Here is a 23,504-nt window from a genome sequence, read left to right on the forward strand (position 1 = left end):
CTTAGCTTCCCAGAGCTGCATCGCCCCAATCGGCACGGCGCGCCCAACGGAAAAATTCACCATCACGTTTGGTGACTAGCCGGTTTTCAGCGTTTCCGTCATCGTTACAGAGCTTCATCGCTACCTTGCCTCCGCCCACGCGCGTCGGCGCGATCACCCGTGCCGATACAGCAAGCGACGGATCGCGCGTTGCAGCCAGATAGATGAACTTCTCATCTTCCCATGGCACTTCCGCATCCTTGGTCAGACGATGAATGCGCGAGCGGGCAACGCGGCGAGAAAAATGACACCAATCGGGTGCAATCAGCGGGCATTCCAGTTGATGTGTGCAGGGTGCGGCAATTTTCGCGCCTTGCTCAATCAATAGGGTTCGAGCGTCCAGAATGCGCTGCCAGCCGGCGGGTGTGCCGGGTTCGACAATCACAAACAAATGACGAGCCGAAGCCCATAGCCGTTCAACAAGCGCCTTGCGATCAAAAGGCGCCAGCTCATCGAGAACATAAGCAATCGTCACGAGATCGGCTTGCGGAAAATCAAGTTTTTCCTTGACCAGATCGCCAGCACGCCACTCTGTCTCAACGCCAACATTTTCTGCAAGCCTGCTGCCAACCGCACGAATAGCCGGGCTTGCTTCTATCATCGTTGCCGATGAGAGATCGGGCCAACATTCGCGTGCGGCCCACAGTGCCGTCCCCGGCCCGCAGCCGACATCGAGCATAGTCTGAGGCGTGAAATCCGGACACACTGCCGCAACACTCTCAAGACTTGCCCGCACTGCCGCATAGGTCGCAGGCAGCCGTGCAGCGAGATAGGCCTTGGCGGCAAGTTCATCTGAAATATGCAGGTGTCCATCACGCGTCTCCGCGCGATAGCGCCGGGACAGAACTTCAGACGCACGCTTGAGGTCGGCCAGAGCCACTCCCTCAAGCGCCACATCTACAGCCTGACGCAATACCGATGGCAATTCCATCGCAGATCAGCGCTCCAGAACCTGTTTGACATCGACCAGATTGGACCGAACGCGCAGAATGTAAAAGCCCATCGTGGTCAGATGTGACGGTGTAAACCATGCATCCGGGCTTCCATTCGAAACAATGAATGGCTGCATATCGAGCGCCGAACGCAATTGCCGTTCCATTTCGTCCCAAACGCCATCAAGATGCTTTTCAGCCAGAACGCCGCGGAAATCCGAATGAGCGGCACGCAGCAGGCCATAATATGCATAGAGCTGACCATAGGCGAACCAGAAGCGATCATCCGCGCGCGTATCGAACCAACCGGCATGGTAATTCTCGGCACGATCCTTGAGGATCGCCGAAGTCGAGCCCAGATCGCTCGCGATACGGTCAACAAGCTGGATCAGATTGTCAGCGCGGGCATCAAAGGTTGCCTGACAGTTTTCAAGGCGCGTATTGAACGAACGCAGATCTTTGATCGCCGAGCGATAATAGCTTGGCGTTGGTGTCTTGGGGCCAAACGGGCTCAGACCAAAATACCAGGCATCTTCTGCAAACTGCAGATTGCCACGTGCTTTTTGCAGATCGCCATCAATCTGCGATGTACCGCGCAGACGACCGATATTGTCTACCAGCTCAATGGCTGTACGACGCACTGCTGCATTGATGCCGCGCTGGAACGACGCCTTGTTATCGAGAAACGGCGTGCGATCCCAATCGAGACCAAAGAAACCAACCTTGTAAAGCAGCATGGAGGAAATCCACGCATTCTGGTTCACATTGAAGTCAGTAAGATCGGCCGCAACTTCAGCAATTGCTGAAGGCGAACATTTACGTGCCGTCGATGGGATTTGTGCGGCCTGCATTGGCTGCGACTGTGTCGGCGTTTCGGGCTGCGTGGTTGTATCGCCCGAGCCGGTCGCAGGGGTCGTATCCGTGCTGCCCGCACCCTGTTCAGCAGGTGCAGGTGTTGTCGGTGCAGGCGTTGCAACCAACGGCGCAGGTGTCGTCTGCACCTCCTCACCGGGTGTAATCGCAGTCTGATAACTGTACTTGGCTGGGTAGTCAGGATTGAAGTTGGTCCAGACCTGCGTTTGCCAGACAAAATAGATATAAAGGCCACCAAGTCCGATTACAGCGACAGCAATCGCAACTTTCCACAAATTTCCTAATTTAAGAAAAAGCCGCCACAAACCGCCCAGCGGCACTGCTATCAAACGGGCCAATGCCGCGATAAATCGACCAAGGAAGGATAAAACGCCCCGTACTGCATTCCACACCGTAAAAATTCCTTCCTCTTGCCTGCAATTGCAGGCTATCCGACATTTTTTCTTATCCAGGCAACAGGCCCGAAAAGCCGCTGACCAATGATCAGCTTCGTTTGATTAGCTTCACACTTCTCAAATAGAGTGCGACAAGCTTTTCGACAACCGTGAACGAGCCTGTCTCTGACTTTATCGCGTGTTTTCAGTGCTCAAGGGTTGAAACAAGATGGCCCTTGCGTAACATGGCGCCACTTCGCACTGCTTCGGCATTCAGAGCACCTTACGTCTGAACAGACATACAAAGGCGCTCTAATTTTTAAACCTGCGCATCGTGCTTTCCAAAAATCGATTCCGATTGTTGGACCGATGCGATAACGCCTCATCTGCAGAACCTTTTTGACTGACGGTCCAGAAAAAAGAGTACAACACACCCCAAAGTCGCAATCAGAAATATTTTCGCCGCAATGGTACTTGATCGGCGAAATCTTTGGTGTTTGCTAAAAGCCGGAACCGGAAAAACAATCAACCGTCAAAACGGCCCGGTTAATGGAGAGAGAAATGAAGTCCACATCGACGTCCACACTCAAGTTTGCATTGAGCACGCTAGCCTTAACGACAGCTATATTCGCACTGCCGGGCACCAGCCTCGCCGCAGAACCCGCAAGCTGCTCCAACGTTCGTTTTTCCGATGTGGGCTGGACCGACATCACATCCACCACGGCGGTGGCCACTGAGATTCTCAAAGGCCTCGGCTACAAGACCGACATCAAGGTTCTTTCCGTGCCAGTGACCTATGCGTCGCTCAGCAAGAAAGACATCGATGTGTTTCTTGGCTACTGGAACCCATCCATGAGCGCCGATCTCAAGCCTTATCTGGATGACAAGACCGTCGAAACACTCCGCACCAATCTGACTGGCGCAAAGTATACTCTCGCCGTACCTAAATATGCCTATGACGAGGGCCTCAAGGACTTCAAAGATATTGCTGCTTTCAAAGACAAGCTTGGCGGCAAGATTTACGGTATCGAACCCGGCAATGACGGCAATCGTCTGATCCTTGACATGATCAGCAAGGATGCTTTCGGCCTGAAGTCATTTGAGCTCGCTGAATCGTCTGAACAGGGCATGCTTGCACAGGTCGGCAAAAACGTTCGTGGCAAAGAGCCGATCGTGTTCCTCGCCTGGGAGCCGCATCCGATGAACAAGCGCTTCGAGATCGCTTATCTAACCGGTGGTGACGACTTCTTCGGCCCGAACCTCGGCGGCGCCAAAGTCGAAACCAATGTCCGTGCAGGCTACGCGCAGGAATGCCCGAATGTCGGCAAATTCCTCACCAATCTCGAATTCCAGCTTGAAATGGAAAACGAGATCATGGGTAAGATCCTCGACGACGGCGAAGATCCAGCAAAGGCTGCAACCGCCTGGCTCAAGGCAAATCCTGCTGTTCTCGATAAATGGCTCGACGGTGTCACCACGACGGATGGCAAGGAAGGTTTGCCAGCCGTTAAGGCGGAACTCGGCCTGTAATCTTCAAAGCCCCAGGCCGCGGATCACCGCGGCCTACTCTTTTGTGGGTAAACTATCGAACCGCATCCCCAAAATGGGAACCTGTTTTCAGACAGGATGCGCTTTAAGATAAACAGACAAGCACGCAGCAGGAGACATGATCGTTGAACTGGCTGACGGACTATAAAATTCCAGTCGGGCCAACCGCAAAGTCGGTGGTCGATTGGCTCACGAACAATATGGGCGGATTTTTCGATACGCTGGCTGCTATCATGCAGTGGCTCATCGATGGGTTGTTATATTTGCTGCAACTCCCCCATCCACTCGTCCTGATCGCCATTTTCGCGGTGGTTGCCTGGTTCATACAGCGCCGCATATCAGTGGTTATCCTGACGATTATTGGATTTTTGTTCATCATCAATCAGGGTTATTGGGACGGTACGCTCAAAACACTGACGCTGGTTCTGTCGGCTTGCTTTCTCTGCATGGCAATCGGCGTACCGCTCGGTATCGCAGCGGCCCATCGCCCCACCCTATATGCAGTTCTGCGGCCGATTCTCGATCTGATGCAGACGCTGCCGACCTTTGTGTATCTGATCCCGGCCATCGTATTTTTTGGAATTGGTATGGTTCCGGGTTTGCTCGCTACCGCGATCTTCGTGTTGCCCGCACCCGTGCGTCTTACCCATCTTGGCATCTCATCGACACCTTCCTCGCTGATCGAAGCGGGCGAAGCTTTCGGTGCGTCCCGTAGCCAGCTTCTCTGGAAGATCGAGCTCCCCTATGCCATGCCGCAGATTCTGGCTGGTCTCACTCAAACGATCATGTTGTCGCTCTCGATGGTCGTGATTGCAGCACTTGTCGGGGCTGACGGGCTTGGCGTGCCTGTGGTTCGCGCACTCAACTCGGTCAACACCGCGCTGGGTTTTGAGTCGGGCTTCGTCATCGTCGTGGTCGCCATCGTGCTCGACCGCATCTTCCGCGCTGCACGAGACAAGTAGGGGATTCGGCTATGACGATTATTGCAGTTGAAGACGTCAGCATCATTTTCGGCCAGAATGTCGATAATGCGCTCGAACTGGCGGATCGCGGCGCTTCGCGGTCTGAAATTCAGGCCGAAACCGACCTCGTTTTGGGCGTGCATGACTGCTCGCTCAATATTCAGGAAGGCGAAATACTGGTTCTGATGGGGCTCTCTGGCTCGGGAAAATCGACCCTCCTGCGCGCGATTAATCGGCTCAATCCGATTTCACGCGGCCGCGTGATAGTGCGCGATGGCGAGAAAACCATTGATGTGGGCAAGGCCGATCGGGGAACGATGCGGCATCTGCGAACAGAACTGGTCTCAATGGTATTTCAGCAGTTCGGTCTTCTTCCATGGCGCACGGTCGAAGAAAATGTTGCTTTCGGGCTGGAAATCTCGGGCATGCGCAAGGAAGAGCGGCTTGCACAGGCACGCACTCAGCTTGAACTCGTTGGCCTGCAGGACTGGTCCAAACGCAAGGTGAGTGAACTTTCCGGCGGCATGCAGCAGCGTGTCGGCCTGGCAAGAGCCTTTGCAACCGGCGCGCCGATTCTGCTTATGGACGAGCCTTTCTCAGCACTCGACCCCCTTATCCGCACCCGCTTGCAGGATGAACTTCTGGCTTTCCAGTCACGGCTCAAGAAGACCATTGTTTTCGTAAGCCACGATCTTGATGAAGCCATGAAGATTGGCAATCGAATTGCGATCATGGAAGGCGGACGGATTGTCCAGTGTGGTACACCGCAGGAAATCCTGTTGCAGCCGGCCGATCAATATGTTGCCGACTTCGTGGCACACATGAACCCGCTTGGTGTGTTGCGCGCCGGCGATATCATGACGCCGTTTGACCGAACCGCAGCACCTCGCCCTTTTGCAGCAACCGCTCGGCGCGAAACACTCATTCGCGACCTGATGGGCTCTATTGCAGACAGCAGCGGCGATGTGGGTATTGTCGAGAATGGCGCGGTCATCGGAAAGATTGCTGCCGACGACATCGTGCGGGCGCTTGCGTGGCACCAGCAACGCGGACAGCACTAGAGCAGATCCCGAAAAGTGGGAACCGGCTTTGCAGAAGCTGCTTGAAACCAAAAACGCCGCCTCAAAGGGCGGCGTTTTTTATTATCAGGATAAAGGCTTTAAGCCTGAGCCGCAGCGCGTGCTGCGGCACGCGCTTCAACACGCGCACGGATCGCATCTACATCCGCGCGGGGCGTGGCTGCAAAAAGCTTCTTCGTGTAATCGTGCTGGGGATTGGTGAAAACCTCTTCCCGTGGCCCGTATTCAACCACCTCACCAAAATACATCACCATCACGTCGTCAGCGATGTAGCGCACGACCGAAAGATCGTGGCTGATGAACACATAGGTCAGACCGAACTCTTCCTGCAAATCCGCAAGAATATTGAGCACCTGAGCCTGCACCGAAAGATCAAGCGCCGATACCGGCTCATCAAGAATGAGCAGCTTCGGATTGAGCATCAATGCACGCGCAATAGCGATACGCTGACGCTGACCACCCGAGAACATGTGCGGATAGCGATTAAAGTGCTCTTTGCCAAGGCCAACCTTCAACAGCATTTCCATCGCTTTTTCGCGACGCTCGGCAGCCGACATATTGGTGTTTAGCAGCAGAGGTTCCGCCAGCACATCGCCAATTTTCTGACGTGGATTGAGCGAGCCATACGGATTCTGGAAAACGATCTGCACCTTCTGGCGCATCTCGGCTGTCAGTCCGTCACGAGCAATGTTCACATCCTGTCCACCGATCATCAGATCGCCAGATGTCTGCGGATCGATCATTGTCAGGATGCGAGCAAGGGTGGACTTACCACAACCCGATTCGCCGACGATGGCGAGTGTTTTGCCCTTTTCAACCTTGAAGCTCACACCTTTGACAGCATGAACGACTTTAGGCTTGCCGAAAAGACCGCCGCCAACATGGTAATCGCGCTTGATATCGCGCGCTTCGAGAACGATCTCGCTCATCACGCTTCTCCTGCGGCACTATTTTGAAAAACAAAGTCAGAAACCGTCGGCAAACGGTCACCGGTCGCATTTTCGGGCAGAGCCGAAAGAAGCGCACGCGTATAGGGGTGCTTTGGCGCAGTGAACAACGACAACACGTCGGAGTCCTCCATCTTGTGCCCCTTATACTGCACAATCACCCGGTCCGCCGTTTCAGCAACAACGCCCATATCATGGGTGATCATGATCAAGCCCATGCCGTGTTCGACCTGAAGACGCATCAGCAGATCGAGAATCTGCTTCTGGATCGTCACATCGAGCGCAGTTGTCGGCTCATCGGCAATCAGCAACTTTGGTTTACAGGCAATCGCAATCGCGATCATGACGCGCTGGCACTGGCCACCGGACATCTGATGCGGAAAGCTCTTCAAGCGCTCGGCTGCATCGCGAATACCAACCAGTTCAAGCAATTCAATCGCCCGCGCACGGCTGGCTGAACCGTGAAGGCCCATATGACGATTGAGAACTTCCTCAAGCTGATAACCGACCGTGAAACACGGATTGAGGCTGGCAACCGGCTCCTGGAAGATCATCGAAATATCGCGTCCGATGATCTTGCGGCGTTCCTTGTCGGACATTCCCAACAGGTCTTTGCCGTCAAATGTCATGCTGTCGGCAGTGACGGTCGCAGTCTTGGGCAACAAGCCCATGACCGCAAGCATACCGACCGACTTGCCCGATCCCGACTCGCCAACAATTGCCAGCACTTCGCCCTTATCGACCGAGATATCGATACCGTCGACCGCCTTGAAAGGACCAGTCGAAGTGTCGAACGAAACCGTAAGGTTCTTGATTTCAAGCAGAGCCATCGATCAGCTCCTCTTCAGTTTCGGGTCAAGCGCATCGCGCAGACCATCGCCGATCAGATTGATCGCGAGAACAGTGATCAGGATTGCGATACCCGGGAAGGTCACGACCCACCAAGCACGCATGATGAATTCGCGGGCCTCAGCAAGCATCGTGCCCCATTCAGGTGTCGGGGGCTGTGCACCCATACCAAGGAAGCCAAGAGCTGCAACGTCAAGAATGGCGTTGGAGAACGACATCGTGGCCTGAACGACCAATGGCGCAAGGCAGTTTGGCAAAATGGTCTTGAACATCAGACGCAGTTTGCTTGCACCGGCGAGCTTCGCTGCGGTCACATATTCGCGTTCCTTTTCAGCCATCACAGCTGCGCGGGTCAGGCGTGAAAAGTGTGGAAGCAGAACAAGCGTGATCGCAAGAACGGCATTGATGAGGCCAGGTCCGAGAATCGCAACCAGAACCAGTGCCAGCAAGAGCGATGGAAACGCCAGAATGACATCCATGATACGCATGAAGACCGTATCAACACCACCGCCGAAATAACCGGAAATAAGGCCGATAGTGATGCCAATGCACATCGAAATGATGACGATGACAAAACCGACAAGCAGCGAATACTGAGCGCCATAGATCAGGCGAGACAGCATATCGCGACCGACAGCATCTGTACCGAGAAGGAACTGGGTGTTGCCACCCTGCTCCCAGAATGGAGGCACCAGCATGAAATCGCGGAACTGCTCCGAAGGATTGTGTGGAGCGATAACAGGCGCAAGAATTGCCACAACGACAAGCGCCATGAATACAAAAAGACCGATGACAGCGCCACGATTGACGCTGAAATAGAACCAGAAGTCTTTCAAAGCACGGATTTTCCCGACTTCGCTCACGGCTTCCGGCTGAATTGCTGAGTGTGTCATGATACCCTCACTTATGCCGGATACGCGGATTGATCAGGCCGTAAAGCAGATCGACGATCAGGTTCACGATCATGATAATGAACGCAATGATCAGCAATCCGCTCTGAACGACCGGATAGTCGCGACGCGAAATGGAATCGAGCATCCATTTGCCAATTCCGGGCCATGAGAAGATGGTTTCCGTCAGGATAGCACCCGCCATCAACACACCGACCTGAAGGCCGATCGTGGTAATAACCGGGATCATCGCATTGCGCAGCGCATGCAGACCAATGACACGGCGAACCGGCAAGCCCTTTGCGCGTGCTGTACGGACATAATCTTCACCGAGAACTTCAAGCATCGCCGAACGTGTCTGACGTGCAATCACCGCAAGCGGGATTGTTGCAAGCACGATGGTCGGCAGGATGAGATGCGAGGCGGCAGAGGCGAATGCGCCCTTTTGCCCCGACAGCAAACTGTCGATCAGCATGAAGCCCGTGACTGACGGGAAGTAATAAAGCAATGAGATGCGGCCTGAAACCGGTGTCCACTGCATTGTGCCTGAGAAAAAGATGATCAGCAGCAACGCCCACCAGAAAATAGGCATCGAATAGCCGACGAGCGAGATGCCCATCAGACCCTGATCGAACCATGAACCGCGCTTCACAGCTGCGATAACGCCCGCTGGGATGCCGACAAGAATGGCGACAATGATCGCACAGACAGCAAGCTCAATCGTTGCCGGGAACAGAGCGAAGAATTCCACCAGCACCGGCTTCTTCGTTACCAGAGACTGGCCGAAATCACCGTGCAGAAGGTTCCAGACATAATTGAGATATTGCTCCCAAAGCGGACGGTCAAATCCGAGCTGGGCCAATAGCTGCGCATGGCGCTCGGGGCTGACGCCGCGTTCACCTGCCATCAATAGCACCGGGTCGCCCGGCAATACGCGGACGAAGGCGAATGCAACGATCGTGATGCCGATAAAGGTCGGCACCAGATAGAGGAGTTTGTTTAAAATAAAACGAAACATACAAAAACTCCGACCGGGTGTGGAGGAAACCTCCACACCCGGCCGCTGGTGTTGTCAGATTTTACTCGGAGATATCGACATCTTCGAAGCGATAATCACCAAGCGGGCTCTGCTTGAAGCCCGTAACCTTAGCAGACATCGGCACGAAAACGGTCGAATGCGCAATGGTGTTCCAAGGAGCCTGCTCCTTGAAGATCACCTGAGCTTCTTCGTAAAGCTTGACGCGTTCTTCATGGTTGGTCGAAACCTTTGCCTTCTGGATCAGGTCTTCGAACGGCTTGTAGCACCACTGTGCACGGTTGTTTGAACCAAGACCAGCGCAACCGAGCAGCGTACCGAGGAAGTTATCCGGATCACCATTGTCGCCCGTCCAACCGAGAATGACAGCGCCGTCGCGATCCTTTTCGCCCGACTTCTTGAGGTATTCACCCCATTCCATCGAAACGATTTCAGCATTGACGCCAACCTTGGCAAAATCCGACTGCATGAGTTCAGCAGTACGACGTGCGTTTGGCATATAAGGACGGCTGACAGGCATAGCCCAGAGCTTCATCTTGAGATCCTTGACGCCCGCGGCTTCGAGAGCCGCCTTGGCAGCATCTGGATCGTACTCGTCGTCCTTGATCTTGTCGTTGTAGCTCCACATTGTCGGCGGGATCGGGTTTTTGGCAACCTGTCCCTGACCCTGGAATACTGCATCAACAATTGCCTGCTTGTTTACAGCCTGGTTGAGGGCCTTGCGCACTTCCGGCTTGTCGTATGGCGGAACGAGCGTGTTGTAAGCGAAGTAAGCAATGTTCAGACCAGCCTGCTCATCAACCTTGAGATTCTTGTCGGCCTGAAGTTCCTTGATATCTGCTGGAGCAGGATAGGACATCAGGTGACATTCGCCAGCCTTGAGCTTCTGCGCGCGGACGGCAGGATCGGTCGTGATTGCGAAAACCAGATCATCGATCTTCGGCTTGTCGCCCCAATAGTTTTCATTGGCCTTGAAACGAACGACGGCGTCCTTCTGGTAAGCCACGAACTGGAAAGGACCAGTGCCAACTGGAACCTGATTGAGATCACTCTGCTTGCCGTCAGCTGCGAGCTTGTCGGTGTATTCCTTCGAGATGATCGAAGCGAAAGGCATAGAGATGTTGGCGAGGAAGGCAGCTTCCGAACGGTTCAGAATGAACTTAACGGTGTTGTCGTCAACCTTCTGAATTTCCTTGATGAGAGAGCCCATTTCCATCGAATCGAAATATTCGTAGGAAATGCCAGCCGTATATTCGTGCCAAGGATTTTCCTTGTTGCCCATGCGGTCGAAGGAAAGGATCACATCGTCAGCGTTGAAATCACGGGTCGGTGTGAAATAATCGCTCGAATGAAACTTGACGCCCTTGCGCAGATGGAAGGTGTATTCCTTGCCGTCTTCCGAAACTTCCCAGCTTTCTGCAAGACCGGGCACAACTTCTGTTGTGCCGTTCTTGAATTCTGCAAGACGGTTATAGACCGGATGCGCAGACGCATCGAACGTGTCACCGCCGGTATAAGCTGCTGGATCGAAACCCTCAGGAGAGGCTGGCGAGCAATATACAAAGGTCTTTGCCGATGCCGCGCCGCTCATCAGAGCGACGACTGCCGTTGCCGCCAGAAGTGTTTTATAGAATTTCATTTAGTGCCCGCCTCCACGGAAATAATATTGCGCGCACCCTAAGCGCGCAACCAGGCCTTATCGAAACGCTTGCCTTGTCACAATGCAAGCGCAATTTTTAGAATCCAGTCATATTCTCAACCGATTTTGCCCAGAATTATTAGATTCATATTCCACTGAGAGGGTATGTTTTAGAAAATTGCGCTAAATGCCACATAATTATAATAATCTTCGCGCTTAAAATATATGCAAAACCACGCGCTCATTTAGTATGGCGAGGTATAGGCGCGTGGCCAGAATCCTCCCATTTCCTCGTTTCCATTGTGTCAGAAGTTGGTGATTGCTATGGGCTGACGATCCAAGAATGTGTTCCAGTCATATTGCACCGCGCTGTGGAAAAACTAAATCGATATGGCGCTATACTCTTTCAGCCTACCCAGCTATGAACCGCAGAATTCTCATCATATTCGAGCCTGTGTTCATGTCCGAAGACAAGAATCCCATTCGACCGACTACTCCGGAAGCAATTCAGCTGGCCAAAACGCTGATGCGTACCTCTCGCTATGGTGCAATCGCCGTACTCGATCCACTAACGGGAAGACCACTGGCCAGTCGCGTAGCTGTTGCCACAGACGCCGATGGAACACCTATTATTCTTGTGTCGGGACTGGCAGCTCATACGCCGGGTTTGATCGCCAATCCCGCCTGCTCACTGTTATTAGGAGAAGCAGGAAAAGGAGACCCTCTTGCACACCCTCGCATCACACTTCATTGTCAGACGCTCAAAATTGAACGCCTCTCAACCGACTATCCTCAAACACGACGGCGCTATCTGAACCATAATTCCAAGGGTGCCTTGTATGTCGATTTGGGTGATTTCGTATTCTTCAAACTGATTGTAGAATCAGCCAGCCTCAATGGTGGCTTTGGCAAAGCCTTCAATCTGGGCCGTGACGACCTTATAAATACGCCGGAAATTGCGGAAAACATTGCCTCGTCTGAACAAGACGTCATTGATGGCCTCAACAGCAATTACGAAGGCGAAATCGGCCGCTATGCGAAACGCCATAATCATGCGGCATCCGGCCGGTGGAAAATAACAAGCATCGATCGCGATGGCTTCAATCTGTCGAGCGGTGATCACATCACTCGTTCTCATTTTCCAGCACAGGCCGATTCTGGCGATAACGCACTGGAAATGCTGACAGGCTTGCTCAAAACCGACAGCTGAAACAAAACTCCGATAGTTTTGGGACAAATTTATAGTTTTTTTAGTTGGTAAATATAAGCAACCCCTTTTCAATTTCTCCGTATAGTATTAATTTTGGGATGCCTTCGACAAATGTTACGTGGGCATTTTTTTAACCTAATGCTGTCTTACGGGGGTATGACTGCAAATGACGAATGAACATAATTTTTTTGATTTGATAGAAAACGTAGATCAAGCGGCTGATTTTCTTTCAGCTCTTGCTAACAACAAAAGACTACTTATTTTGTGCAAGTTACTTCACAATGAAATGTCTGTTGGTGCTTTAGCAAAGGCGATTGATCTTAGCCAATCAGCATTATCTCAGCACCTCGCAAAACTACGGGCACTTGATCTCGTATCCACGCGACGTGATGCGCAAACAATTTATTATATGGTATCTTCACCCCACATTGAGTTGATGTTGTCTACGCTTTCAAGTCTCTATATGAGTCCTGTTTCGCGTCGACGTGAAATGGCGGCGGTCATACATCAGTAACGCACATCCATGAGGCATACGTCGTGCGATGAAGGAAGAACAAACCGGATCGCACGACGTTGTCGTAAGGATTACTGATTCTAGCGATAGTCGTTTATCCCCCTATACGAATATTCGGGAAAAAGATCTTGTCGGTCGCCAACAGCGTTTCATTGCTGAAGGCAAAGTCGTTCTGAATGTTTTATTTTCTGAACAAGCCCGGTTCGAAACAGAATCGCTGCTCATTCTCGAAAATCGTCTGAATGGACTTCAAGAACAATTCGAGCAGTTACCAGCAGGGGTTCACGTTTATTCCGTGCCCCAGTCCGTCATGGATGAGGTGGCGGGATTTCATGTACATCGCGGCATTCTGGCAGTTGGAAGACGCAGACCCCAGCCTCAGCTTTCGGAAATGATAGCACACCTGCCGGAAACGGCACTTGTGGTAATTTTATGCGGTATTTCCAATCACGACAATGTCGGGTCCATTTTTCGTAACGCCGCCGCTTTTGAAGCCAATTGCGTTCTGCTGGACGAAACCTGCTGCGACCCGCTTTATCGAAAAGCAATCCGCGTTTCAGTGGGCGCAACGTTGAAGACGCCCTATTTTCACGGATCACCCATCGAAGACATTATCAGCGCACTGCAGTCAGCCAATTTTGACATACTGGCGCTAAGCCCTTCTTCAGAAATGAATATTTATCAGACTCCCCACCATAAACGCCAAGCCCTGCTGCTCGGCACTGAAGGGGACGGCCTTCCCGCTCATCTGCTGCAGCGGCTGACCGGCGCGCGTATTCCTATGTCCAAAGAGTTCGACAGCCTGAATGTCGCGACCGCTTCCGGCATTGCCCTCTCCCGTTTTAGCCGTTTTAGCTGAATAAAACTGCATCCCGAAAATACGGACGTATTGCTTTGGGATCTGACTGGAACCGCGCCCACGAAAAAAGCCTCCGACCAATGTCGAAGGCTTTGATATTCATGGTCGAAAGGTTTTCACTTTCAGGCGGCTGATACATTCGCTGCATTGGCAACCAGACGACGAAGCATTTCCTCTGCGTGTGGTTCGCGCTCTGAGCGCCCGATAAATCCGCCGCCAAACACGCGTGCCGTATTGCTGTCGTCGGAATAAAGAACGCAAGCCTGTCCTGGTGCAATTCCGCTTTCGCCGTCCACGAGCTCCACCCATGTCTTTCCATCAACATGATGAAGAACAGCCGGACGTGGCGGACGCGTTGACCGAACCTTGGCGAATACCTCTACGCCGCCTTCAGGAAGCGCATCAAGTGAACTATCACCCAACCAATTCACATCGCGCAGAAACACCTTATGCGTTTCCAGCGCCTCACGCGGACCAACAATCACACGCGTATTGGCAGCATCCAGATGCACCACATAAAGCGGCTCGCCCGTAGCGACACCAATCCCGCGACGCTGGCCAACGGTATAATGCACAATACCCTCATGACGACCCAACACGCGGCCATCGATATGCACAATATCACCTGGCGTCGCTGCTTCCGGCTTCAATTTGGAAATGATGTCTGAATATTTGCCCTGCGGAACAAAGCAAATGTCCTGACTATCTTGCTTTTTAGCGACGGTCAGGCCCATTTCTTCAGCAATTTCGCGAACCTGTGCTTTTGGCAGATGTCCCAGCGGGAAGCGCAGATAATCAACCTGATCCTGCGTGGTCGCAAACAGGAAGTAGCTCTGGTCCCGGTCGGAATCTACCGGACGGAACATCGCGCGATGATCGCCATTCAGGCTGCTGCGGATATAATGACCTGTCGCCAGTGCATCGGCACCCAGTTCGCGTGCAGTCTGCAAAAGATCAGCAAATTTCACTGTCTGATTGCAAGAAACGCACGGAATCGGCGTCTCGCCGCTCACATAGGAGTTGGCAAATGGATCGATGACCGCTTCGCGGAAGCGTGCTTCGTAATCCAGTACATAATGAGGAATGCCAAGGCTTTCCGAAACGCGACGGGCATCTTCAATGTCCTGGCCAGCGCAGCATGAACCGGCGCGATGCACAGCCGCACCATGATCGTAAAGCTGCAGCGTTACGCCGACGACATCATAGCCCTCACGTTTGAGTATCCCCGCCACAACGGAAGAATCGACGCCACCCGACATGGCAACGACAACGCGCGTGTCTTCCGGCTTTCCCGGCAGATCGAGGCTGTTCAGGCTCATGATTGATTCCAGCTTCCGGGCAAATGCCCTGCTTCTCATAGTTTAGGTTTGCGCCCTATATAGGTCACACAAAGGGTGCTTGCCAAGATGTCGCAGTAAAAACAACGCGCATTTTGCAGCGTTACAGTCACAATTTCGCGTGAGACAAACAAAAAAATATCGGCATAACCGGGTTTTTTTATGACTTTCGCTCCAAATAAGGCATTTTTTTGCAAGTGTTACCAGAGAGTTACCGCCTGTTTAGGTAATTCTTAAAGCTGTCGCGCTAGTCTCGGTCTCGATTAGGTCCTTGAGTGTTGTGTAGAGAGTACAATGACCGATCTGACAAGACCGCGTATAAAATATGTTATTGGTCCTGATGGCAGTCCGCTGACCATCGCAGACCTTCCCCCCGCCACTACGAGGCGCTGGGTCATTCGCCGAAAGGCCGAAGTTGTCGCCGCTGTACGCGGTGGCCTTCTCAGCCTTGAGGAAGCATGCCAGCGTTATACGTTGACGGTGGAGGAATTTCTTGGCTGGCAGTCTTCGATCGATGAGCATGGTCTCGCCGGTCTACGGACCACACGTATCCAGCAGTATAGACACTAAGATTCTGCCAGTTTCTCCGGAAACAGCAGATGTGCAAATTAAGCCCCGGCCGGTTCAATCGGCCGGGGTTTTTCTTTGGCCGATCCCACCTATATTGGATAGACAACCGCAAGCCATGTGAAGGAGATCGCAGATGAGCGAAAATATCCAAATTCAGAAAACCGATGATTCTGACAGTGGGCGTTACTTTGTCGTCATCGATGGTGACGAAGCAGAGATGACCTACACCAAGCTGGGACCGGCTCTGATCTCCATTGATCACACATTCGTGCCCGATTCGATGCGCGGCAAAGGCGTCGCACAGGCACTGGCATTGAACGCAGTTGAAGATGCTCGCAAAACCGGCTGGAAAATCATTCCGCGCTGCAGCTTCATGCGGGTGCAGGTCAAACGGCATGCAGATTGGTCAGATGTAATAGAAACTGAATAGGTGAACGCCCTAAGCGATCGGTCTGATCCCGTTGCAAATCTCAGAATCAGACAGCCAGTCAACGTTTTCCAGGAATGGAAAGTACTTTCGCGATGTGCTTTAGCGCAGATCGCGGATACGGCTGGCGAGGCTTTTAGGACGTCCTTCCTGGCTCATAAGTCTGGCTTCCGAACCGTCTGTATTTAACAGAGCGTCGATGGGCGAGCCTTCGCCTTCTTTTTCCGCAGTAGCTGCAACCATCCGCGCAGCCAAGGCAGCCATTTCTTCGCGGAGCGCAGCATTTTCTTGGGAAATCTCCGAAGATTGCACTGCCCCTACAACTGAATTGGAGCCGTTGCGCGTATGACGCTCCAGCTTCTCCTGCGCGTCAGAAAAATCAGAAATCAGCTTATCCAGTTTCTGCTGCAGCTCGGTGTTGCGACGCCTCTCGCTTTTCAATTCAGTCTGTGCTGCGGTCAATTGTGTCGAAACCTCATTATAGCGGGCAGACGCATCTTTACGCTCCCGGCGCATTTCGCTCATCTCATTCACCAGACGACCATGTTCGGCCTCTTTGGCACTTATCTCAATCCGAAGCGTATCGGACAGATTTTGCAGAGATGAAAGATGTTTCTGAAGGCGTTCCACTTCGGCTTCAACGATTTCGGCCTTTTCTGCAACATTATCGCGCTCGATAATTGTCTCTTCAACCGCCTTATCGCGCTCACTCAACGTCTTTCTAAGCTGAGCAATGTCGTTCTCAAGCGAAGCGAGACGTTTGAGTTCGTCATACTGCTTCCCAAGCTGGATGAGTTGCCCGGAAGATTTCTCACGCTCCTGCCTGAGTTGTTGTTCCAGTTTGCTGAAAGCGACCGCGTGCTCAGCACGCAGACCATCACGATCCGCCCTGATTTCAGCAAGTGTTACAGGGAGTTCGGCGTGCACCTGCCGTCGTGCCAGAAAAAAAGCACGTCGCCAAACCGAAGGACCAAGCAGAACCACGACGAAAACCGCCACGAGAACGCCAAGTATGAAAATGAGCGCAGACTGGATCACGGCTTTTTCACAAAAAGAAAAAAGGACCAGCCAAAGGATATGGCTGGTTGCTATTCATAGGTCACTAACCACGATGCTAGAGCATTTTCAGCAAAAGTGCGAAGCGGTTTTGCGTGAGCTACATGCTCGAAACAGATCGGTAGAGCGATTCCAGTGATTTCGCTTGAACCGAAACCGCTCTATCCATGCGACTTACGCCGCGCAGCATGTATCAGAATGGGTTCCAGGTCGGTGCGGCTGAAAGCTTAAGATAACCGATATTCACGCCCAGCCTCGCGCCAATGCCCGTGCGGATAGGCACCAGCATAATGTTCTGACGCTTGAGTACATTAAAACCAGCGCCTGCGATCACATAGGCCGAACCTGCAACACCCGCATAACGGCCATACAGGCTCTGGATATCGTCAAGATTATAGACGAGCATCATCACGCGTGAGCCCTGCCCGCCAAAATCCCAGCCCAGCGACGGGCCTTGCCAGAATGTGCGATGATCACCCGCATTTTTCGTATAAAGCGTGCCTTCGCCATAGGTGAGACCACCTATGAATGCACCGGACCCTTCTTCACCCAGAATATATCCATTCGGGAGACCAAAGCTCTGAAATGCTTTTTCGACAGCACTGGCAATTCCGCCAGACGTCGAACCAAAGAACCGATGTCCGGATTCTACAACTTCCTCGGCCGTGTATGCGTTGCTGCTCTGTGCCTGCGCTTTGTGCGGCACGATGATAGTGGAGATCAGAAATGCCGCAAAAAACGCTACAAAATACGCCGCGTTGCGGAACCTGATCTGCGACAGGGACGGTATGGCCATTTATAATTCCTTTTGCCTACCAGCTTCTCTGTCTGACGGCCCTGTTAAAAGCCTGGCTGCTACGTCTCTTGCGAACGCTTTGCCGAATCGCGCTTATTCTAACCGCGAATTTATTGTCTAAATCTTTATGCTCCGAAATTGGCTTTAGAATGGCGGCGAAAAACAGCTTTGTTGCGGCAACTGGACGTCGCGTGTATCCAGATTCCCAAGGTTCCTGATGATGATTCGTCAGGGTTTATGCTCACCAACTGATAGCGACCCGTCATTCGGCTTGAGTGTCGATTTTCAGGGTCGGTTCGCGCCTGGAGAAATCACCATGCCAATGCCCGTTACCCTTTCCGCACTCGATCTCGGTGCGCTTCTGTGCAGCAGGATCTGTCATGACATCATCTCGCCGGTCGGCGCGATCAACAATGGCCTCGAATTGCTGGAAGAAGGCGGCGCTGATGAAGACGCAATGGCGCTCATCAAATCCAGTGCGCGCAATGCTTCCGCCCGCCTTCAGTTTGCCCGCATTGCTTTTGGTGCCGCGGGCTCAGCCGGCGTGCAGATTGATACCGGCGATGCACAGCATGTCGCCTCCGAATATTTCAAAAATGAAAAACCAGAACTGACTTGGGAAGGCGCCCGTGTTCTGCTGCCTAAGAACAAGGTCAAGCTGTTGCTGAACCTGCTTCTTATCAGCAATGCTGCCATTCCGCGTGGCGGCTCACTGGCTGTTCGTCTGGAAAATGGCGATACCGATCCACGCTTTGTCATTACAGCCAAGGGCCGGATGCTGCGCGTACCGCCAAAATTCCTGGAACTGCATTCAGGTGCTGAACCAGAAGAGCCTATCGATGCGCATTCCGTGCAGCCCTATTACACGCTGCTGCTCGCTCAGGAAGCCGGTATGGAGATTTCCATTCATGCGACCGCGGAAGACATCGTTTTCGCAGCGCAATAAGTCAGATTCAAAGCGTGCTGCGAATTTTTCGGAGCACGCACTAACCAAAGCAAAAGGCGCAGGTTTTACCCTGCGCCTTTTGCTTTGGTTCTTACTAGAAAGAAAAGCTCCGCCGAAGCGGAGCTTTTTTCATTTCGCAATCAAAAACGCTTATGCGCTTTCACGCAGCTCGCTGCCATCTGGCTCGCGCAGCACATAGCCACGACCCCAAACGGTTTCGATGTAGCTCTGGCTGCCGGAAACGGCATCAAGCTTCTTGCGCAGCTTGCAGATAAACACGTCGATAATCTTCAGCTCAGGCTCGTCCATGCCGCCATAAAGGTGATTGAGGAACATTTCCTTGGTAAGCGTCGTGCCCTTACGCAGGGAAAGAAGCTCGAGCATCTGATATTCCTTGCCGGTCAGGTGAACGCGCTGGCCACCAACTTCAACCGTCTTGGCATCAAGATTAACAACCAGGTCGCCCGTGGTGATGACCGACTGAGCATGGCCCTTTGAGCGGCGGACGATCGCATGAATGCGAGCGATCAGCTCATCCTTGTGGAACGGCTTCGTCATATAGTCATCTGCGCCGAAACCAAGGCCGCGAACCTTGTCCTCAATGCCGGCCATACCGGAAAGGATCAGGATTGGCGTCTTGACCTTGGAAAGGCGCAAGGTACGCAGAACTTCGTAGCCGGACATGTCCGGCAAGTTCAGGTCCAGCAAGATGATGTCGTAATCATAAAGCTTGCCAAGATCGATGCCTTCTTCACCCAGATCGGTGGTGTAGACATTGAAACTCTCGGACTTCAGCATCAACTCAATGCTCTGTGCGATAGCACTGTCGTCTTCAATTAAAAGGACGCGCATATCTTATCCCCTTTCCGCCGCTGACCAGATATCCCTCACGGCAGCTGACGGAACTGTCGTTGCCATAGCATGAAGGTGCCTGCAAATGGTTAACAAAATATGATTCGTGTTGGCAAGCATAATTCTATCCTGTTTAGAAAAAACTCTTATCCGACTGAATCATATGTAATTATTCAATTCTATTGAGGCTTATGAATCACATTAAGAAATTCTTCTAAGTGATTCATTCGACTCTATGTTTCACCTGTTACCCAAAAACCACACAAGATTTACCGAGCCTTAATTCCTAACGCGTATGATTAACGTTGCCGGTAAAGGAATGGTTACCAAAAGCGCAAAATCTTAACTTTTTGTTTCGCTTATGGAGACTGTTCTTATGATTGGCGGCAAAGCCCAGGCCCTGAAAAGCCAGGCGTTGCAACGGATTTCGCGGCATATTGCAGGAAAATCGCCGGCATATGTGCCTGTTAATAAAGTCGGGGGGAACGCCCCAACATTAGAGTGCATCCTGAAAAGCGCGAAACGGTTTTCGGACAAGATGCACGTTAATACAAAATGTTAGGGCGCCGATCTGGCAGAAACCAGATCGAGACAGGCTCTGATAAAGCTGGTTGGTGTTCAAGGAGTATTGCGTATGAAGCCACGTGAAAGCCTCGTCAGGCTTAAACTGTTCCAGGTGAAGGAAAAGCGCCGTCAACTGGGCCAGCTCGACCTGATGATCGGCGAGTTCGAACGTATGGCGGGAGAACTCGACGCCCAGATTCTATCCGAAGAGAAGAAGGCAGGCATCACTGACATCAATCATTTCGCCTATCCGACCTTCGCAAAGGCAGCGCGCCAACGACGCGATAACCTCTTCGGGTCGATTCGCGATTTGATGTCACAGAAAGAAGCCGCAGAAGCAGAGCTGGTGTATGCTGAGACTGAGTTGTCAAAGGCAGAAGCACTCGAAGAACGTGATGGTGGCAAAGCGCCTCGCGAAATCGTCGAACGCCCAGTCAACCAGCGCCGCGCCATGATCGGCTAAAGCTACTGCGTCTTTCTCAAAGTCGAAAATGAGGCATGGCTTCTGAGGGGAAGCCGTGCCTTTTTCGCGCCTGTCCGCTACAATGTTAGCAGATAATCCTCGAAGCGTTGTCCCTTCTGGTGCCTGAACACCTGTCCGGTAGCTTCAACCTTGTTGATACGGTCCAGACGAAAATTCCGGAAATCATTGCGACTCTCGCACCATCCGGTCAGCAGCCAGACGGCGTCAAACATTGTTAGCCCAAGTGGGCGGACATAGCGTTCAGTGGTTTTATTTCTCAGATCGAGGTATTCCAGCTTCAAAACCAGTCTGTCGCGTACGCAGCGGCGCAGAAATGATAAATGCAGATTGGCTTTGCTATTCTCGTCGCTCAGTTTTGACACGGCTCTGAGCGGCAGGTTTTTATAAACCTCCCCTGCCCCGGCCTGCATCGACGCACTAATTTTACCCGAAACCCGCTGAGCAGCGCTCGCCAGTTCACCATCCCCTCTCGCAACGATCAACCTCACTCCAAGCATGATCGCTTCCAGCTCATCGGCATCAAAATGGAGCGGTGGGAGAAAATAGCCTTTCTCAAGCTGATACCCCAGACCAGATTCACCTCTGATCGGGGCGCCCATAGATTGCAGCGTCACAACATCGCGATAGATCGTTCGCGCCGACACTTCCAGCATATTTGCCAGTGCCTCCGCCGAAACAGGCACAGATGCAGTGCGGAGCCGGTCCAGCAGAGAGAAGAGCCGCAGTGTTTTCATGCGCAAAGCCTATAGCACACCCCTGACAGAAACTGTCAGGGGTCCCGTGTATTTGCAGCGCTCCAAACAAACAGGAGCAAATCATGACCAGCCCATATTTCGAGATCGTCGTTTATAAGATTAACGATGCCGCCACCGCCGACAAAGAACGCGAGGCTGCACGCGAACACATCAGCGCCCTTTCCGGCTTCATCTCCTGGATGCCGTTTACCGGCTCCAACGCCACCGAGGATCGCGTTGATCTCCTCGCCTGGGCCAGTCTCGATGATGCCCTTGAGGCCGCGAAGCGCATTGGCACAGCCCCGGAATTTGCCGCATTCAGAGCAACCTTGAAACAGATGGTTTCGATAGGCCGTTACGAAACCCAGACAGTGTTTCAACAGCCGGTATCTTCAGGAAAAGGCGTAGAAATCGGGCGTTTCCGATTAAAAGCAGACGCAAGTGAGCAAGCCATGCGCGACGCTTACGCTGCAATGGTAAGCAAACATCTTTCGCATCAGGCAGGCTGGCACACACAACACCTCATAAAGCTCGCGGACGAAACATTCGTTGATCTGGCTTTTGCCGCAAGCCAGCCCCGCGCAATCGAAATCTGCGCAAGCTGGCAAGGCAACGCCGAATGCGATGCCTTTTTGTCTTTCATTGAGCCCGTAAGCATGGAATTCGGCACTGTCCTCTAAAGCGCGCTTTTTCTGAAGCACAATCTCGACGTTCCCCGTTTCACTTCGGGCAGATTATTTTCCAATCGAAGCTTGCCGCGAGATAGTCTCATCTCGCGGCATCTGCATAAAAAGACGAAATCGCATTTGCATTCCGCCCTTGGCTAGTTGTAGGGAAGAAGCGCGATGCAGAAACCCGTCCCCCCCGGGCAAGAAAAGGCCCGCAATAAATTCACTTTCAGCAACACACCAAAGCCAGTCCAGTGGGGTCTGCTGCTGATCGCATCTGCATTTCTGATCTTCATCGGGGAATGGCTGGGTCTACCCGCCGCGCTGCTATTAGGCGCAATGCTGGGAGCGATTTTGCTTGCTTCTCGTGAAAGCACGATCCGGGTTCATAAAACTTTTTCCCTGCTTGCACAGGCTATCGTCGGCCTATTAATCGCACGTGCGATGACCGCTGAATTCTTCAGCAATATGGGGCAGCATCTGCCGATCATCCTGTTTTCGACCGGCTTTACGCTGCTGGCCAGCACGACAATTGGTTATCTTCTCGCACGCTTCCGTGTCCTGCCCGGCACCACAGCCGTATGGGGTGTCTCGCCGGGCGCTGCGACTGCGATTGTGCTGATGGCTGAATCATTCGGGTCAGACGCCCGGCTTATCGCATTCATGCAATATTTGCGGGTTGTTCTGGTCGCAACCACCGCTTCGCTCGTGGTGATGTTTACGGCCGATGTCGAAACAATCACTCCAGCAGCCGTAGAATGGTTCCCAGCGATTAACTGGCACACCCTTGGCCCAACGCTCGCCCTGATCGTCTGCGGTGCCTTTCTGGGCGAAATATCGCGTATTCCGACGGGAGCGATGCTCGTACCGCTGGCTCTTGGTGCATTGCTGCAAGATACCGGTCTGATGATCATTGATCTTCCGCCCTGGCTGCTGGCTGCAAGTTACATCTTCATCGGCTGGCGCATTGGTCTGGGTTTCACACGCGCTATCATCGCGCACGCAGCGCGAGCCTTTCCGGCGGTTCTGGCTTCAGCCCTCATCCTGATTGCCGTCTGCGGCTTGTTTGGCATGACACTAGGCCATGTGCTGGGTCTTGACCCGCTCACCGCTTATCTCGCCACCAGCCCCGGCGGGGCCGACACTGTCGCCATCATTGCTGCGTCAAGTAATGTCGATCTGCCGTTTATCATCGCCATGCAAACCAGCCGCTTTTTCATCGTACTGCTTGCAGGCCCGGCTATCGCGCGCTTCGTTGCCTCGCGCATCGCCAAACGACAAAGCATTTCCAGCAAAAGCGAGTAAGCGGTTCCAACGAT

General features: G+C 52.7%; 24 protein-coding genes. 12 read left to right on the forward strand and 12 right to left on the reverse strand.

Going from position 1 to position 23,504, the window contains the following annotated elements; genetic code table 11:
- Position 1: 1 nt before the first annotated feature.
- On the reverse strand, positions 2-970 hold the full coding sequence (locus CEV32_RS14330) for a small ribosomal subunit Rsm22 family protein (protein WP_094577769.1): 969 nt from the start codon (positions 968-970) through the stop codon (positions 2-4).
- A gap of 6 nt (positions 971-976) precedes the next feature.
- On the reverse strand, positions 977-2,236 hold the full coding sequence (locus tag CEV32_RS14335; protein ID WP_094577770.1) for a DUF2333 family protein: 1,260 nt from the start codon (positions 2,234-2,236) through the stop codon (positions 977-979).
- A 543-nt stretch (positions 2,237-2,779) separates the two neighbouring features.
- Here CEV32_RS14335 and CEV32_RS14340 point away from each other — a divergent pair.
- The 3 genes from CEV32_RS14340 to choV all read left to right on the forward strand — a co-directional run bounded on the left by CEV32_RS14340 (position 2,780) and on the right by choV (position 5,789).
- The gene (locus tag CEV32_RS14340) at positions 2,780-3,748 is read left to right on the forward strand and encodes a choline ABC transporter substrate-binding protein (protein ID WP_094577771.1); all 969 of its coding nucleotides are present in this window, start codon (positions 2,780-2,782) and stop codon (positions 3,746-3,748) included.
- Positions 3,749-3,891: 143 nt separating this feature from the next.
- Complete coding sequence (gene choW, locus CEV32_RS14345; protein WP_094577772.1) at positions 3,892-4,728, forward strand: choline ABC transporter permease subunit; 837 nt, start codon at positions 3,892-3,894, stop codon at positions 4,726-4,728.
- 11 nt (positions 4,729-4,739) lie between these two features.
- Entirely contained in the window at positions 4,740-5,789 is a 1,050-nt protein-coding gene (gene choV, locus CEV32_RS14350) for a choline ABC transporter ATP-binding protein (protein ID WP_094577773.1), read from the forward strand.
- Positions 5,790-5,887: 98 nt separating this feature from the next.
- On the opposite strand, the gene CEV32_RS14355 is transcribed toward choV, so the two are convergent.
- From CEV32_RS14355 to CEV32_RS14375, 5 genes are all read right to left on the reverse strand, one after another.
- Entirely contained in the window at positions 5,888-6,736 is an 849-nt protein-coding gene (locus CEV32_RS14355) for a dipeptide ABC transporter ATP-binding protein (RefSeq protein ID WP_094577774.1), read from the reverse strand.
- Positions 6,736-7,584: an ABC transporter ATP-binding protein gene (locus CEV32_RS14360; RefSeq protein WP_094577775.1), complete on the reverse strand. Its 849-nt coding sequence runs from the start codon at positions 7,582-7,584 to the stop codon at positions 6,736-6,738. Before CEV32_RS14360 ends, CEV32_RS14355 begins: the two co-directional genes overlap by 1 nt.
- Positions 7,585-7,587: 3 nt before the next feature.
- On the reverse strand, positions 7,588-8,496 hold the full coding sequence (locus CEV32_RS14365) for an ABC transporter permease subunit (protein ID WP_094577776.1): 909 nt from the start codon (positions 8,494-8,496) through the stop codon (positions 7,588-7,590).
- 7 nt (positions 8,497-8,503) lie between these two features.
- Entirely contained in the window at positions 8,504-9,511 is a 1,008-nt protein-coding gene (locus CEV32_RS14370) for an ABC transporter permease subunit (protein ID WP_094577777.1), read from the reverse strand.
- A gap of 61 nt (positions 9,512-9,572) precedes the next feature.
- Positions 9,573-11,168 carry an ABC transporter substrate-binding protein gene (locus tag CEV32_RS14375; protein ID WP_094577778.1) on the reverse strand — a complete coding sequence of 532 codons (1,596 nt, stop codon included), beginning with the start codon at positions 11,166-11,168 and terminating at the stop codon, positions 9,573-9,575.
- Between the two features lie 460 nt (positions 11,169-11,628).
- Here CEV32_RS14375 and CEV32_RS14380 point away from each other — a divergent pair, with 460 nt between their 5' ends.
- The 3 genes from CEV32_RS14380 (at position 11,629) to CEV32_RS14390 (ending at position 13,751) form a co-directional block, all read left to right on the forward strand.
- On the forward strand, positions 11,629-12,378 hold the full coding sequence (locus tag CEV32_RS14380; RefSeq protein ID WP_094577895.1) for a HugZ family pyridoxamine 5'-phosphate oxidase: 750 nt from the start codon (positions 11,629-11,631) through the stop codon (positions 12,376-12,378).
- A gap of 166 nt (positions 12,379-12,544) precedes the next feature.
- Positions 12,545-12,892: an ArsR/SmtB family transcription factor gene (locus CEV32_RS14385; protein ID WP_094577779.1), complete on the forward strand. Its 348-nt coding sequence runs from the start codon at positions 12,545-12,547 to the stop codon at positions 12,890-12,892.
- 28 nt (positions 12,893-12,920) lie between these two features.
- Entirely contained in the window at positions 12,921-13,751 is an 831-nt protein-coding gene (locus CEV32_RS14390) for a TrmH family RNA methyltransferase (RefSeq protein WP_094577780.1), read from the forward strand.
- 122 nt (positions 13,752-13,873) lie between these two features.
- Here CEV32_RS14390 and mnmA read toward each other — a convergent pair whose 3' ends face one another.
- Positions 13,874-15,070, reverse strand: coding sequence for a tRNA 2-thiouridine(34) synthase MnmA (gene mnmA / locus CEV32_RS14395; protein ID WP_208620854.1), 1,197 nt, complete (start codon positions 15,068-15,070; stop codon positions 13,874-13,876).
- A 312-nt stretch (positions 15,071-15,382) separates the two neighbouring features.
- Here mnmA and sciP point away from each other — a divergent pair, with 312 nt between their 5' ends.
- On the forward strand, positions 15,383-15,658 hold the full coding sequence (sciP, locus tag CEV32_RS14400) for a CtrA inhibitor SciP (protein ID WP_007876112.1): 276 nt from the start codon (positions 15,383-15,385) through the stop codon (positions 15,656-15,658).
- Between the two features lie 133 nt (positions 15,659-15,791).
- The gene (locus tag CEV32_RS14405) at positions 15,792-16,088 is read left to right on the forward strand and encodes a GNAT family N-acetyltransferase (protein WP_094577781.1); all 297 of its coding nucleotides are present in this window, start codon (positions 15,792-15,794) and stop codon (positions 16,086-16,088) included.
- Between the two features lie 99 nt (positions 16,089-16,187).
- Here CEV32_RS14405 and CEV32_RS14410 read toward each other — a convergent pair whose 3' ends face one another.
- Together CEV32_RS14410 and CEV32_RS14415 are read right to left on the reverse strand one after the other, a co-directional pair.
- Positions 16,188-17,099 (reverse strand): coiled-coil domain-containing protein, encoded by a 912-nt coding sequence (locus tag CEV32_RS14410; protein WP_208620856.1) that lies wholly within the window; start codon positions 17,097-17,099, stop codon positions 16,188-16,190.
- A gap of 235 nt (positions 17,100-17,334) precedes the next feature.
- Positions 17,335-17,937, reverse strand: coding sequence for a DUF1134 domain-containing protein (locus CEV32_RS14415; protein ID WP_094577783.1), 603 nt, complete (start codon positions 17,935-17,937; stop codon positions 17,335-17,337).
- A gap of 316 nt (positions 17,938-18,253) precedes the next feature.
- On the opposite strand from CEV32_RS14415, the gene chpT reads away from it, so the two are divergent.
- The gene (gene chpT / locus CEV32_RS14420; protein WP_094577784.1) at positions 18,254-18,883 is read left to right on the forward strand and encodes a histidine phosphotransferase ChpT; all 630 of its coding nucleotides are present in this window, start codon (positions 18,254-18,256) and stop codon (positions 18,881-18,883) included.
- A 150-nt stretch (positions 18,884-19,033) separates the two neighbouring features.
- Here chpT and ctrA read toward each other — a convergent pair whose 3' ends face one another.
- A complete protein-coding gene (gene ctrA / locus CEV32_RS14425) occupies positions 19,034-19,735 on the reverse strand; it encodes a response regulator transcription factor CtrA (RefSeq protein WP_094577785.1) in 702 nt (233 codons plus the stop codon).
- Between the two features lie 634 nt (positions 19,736-20,369).
- On the opposite strand from ctrA, the gene CEV32_RS14435 reads away from it, so the two are divergent.
- A complete protein-coding gene (locus tag CEV32_RS14435; RefSeq protein ID WP_024899365.1) occupies positions 20,370-20,762 on the forward strand; it encodes a hypothetical protein in 393 nt (130 codons plus the stop codon).
- 77 nt (positions 20,763-20,839) lie between these two features.
- Here CEV32_RS14435 and CEV32_RS14440 read toward each other — a convergent pair whose 3' ends face one another.
- On the reverse strand, positions 20,840-21,517 hold the full coding sequence (locus tag CEV32_RS14440) for a helix-turn-helix transcriptional regulator (RefSeq protein WP_094577787.1): 678 nt from the start codon (positions 21,515-21,517) through the stop codon (positions 20,840-20,842).
- 83 nt (positions 21,518-21,600) lie between these two features.
- On the opposite strand from CEV32_RS14440, the gene CEV32_RS14445 reads away from it, so the two are divergent.
- Positions 21,601-22,197: a hypothetical protein gene (locus tag CEV32_RS14445; RefSeq protein WP_235818826.1), complete on the forward strand. Its 597-nt coding sequence runs from the start codon at positions 21,601-21,603 to the stop codon at positions 22,195-22,197.
- Between the two features lie 165 nt (positions 22,198-22,362).
- The gene (locus CEV32_RS14450) at positions 22,363-23,490 is read left to right on the forward strand and encodes an AbrB family transcriptional regulator (protein ID WP_094577789.1); all 1,128 of its coding nucleotides are present in this window, start codon (positions 22,363-22,365) and stop codon (positions 23,488-23,490) included.
- Positions 23,491-23,504 lie beyond the last annotated feature (14 nt).

Source organism: Brucella rhizosphaerae (genome assembly GCF_002252475.1).
Classification (GTDB): domain Bacteria; phylum Pseudomonadota; class Alphaproteobacteria; order Rhizobiales; family Rhizobiaceae; genus Brucella; species Brucella rhizosphaerae.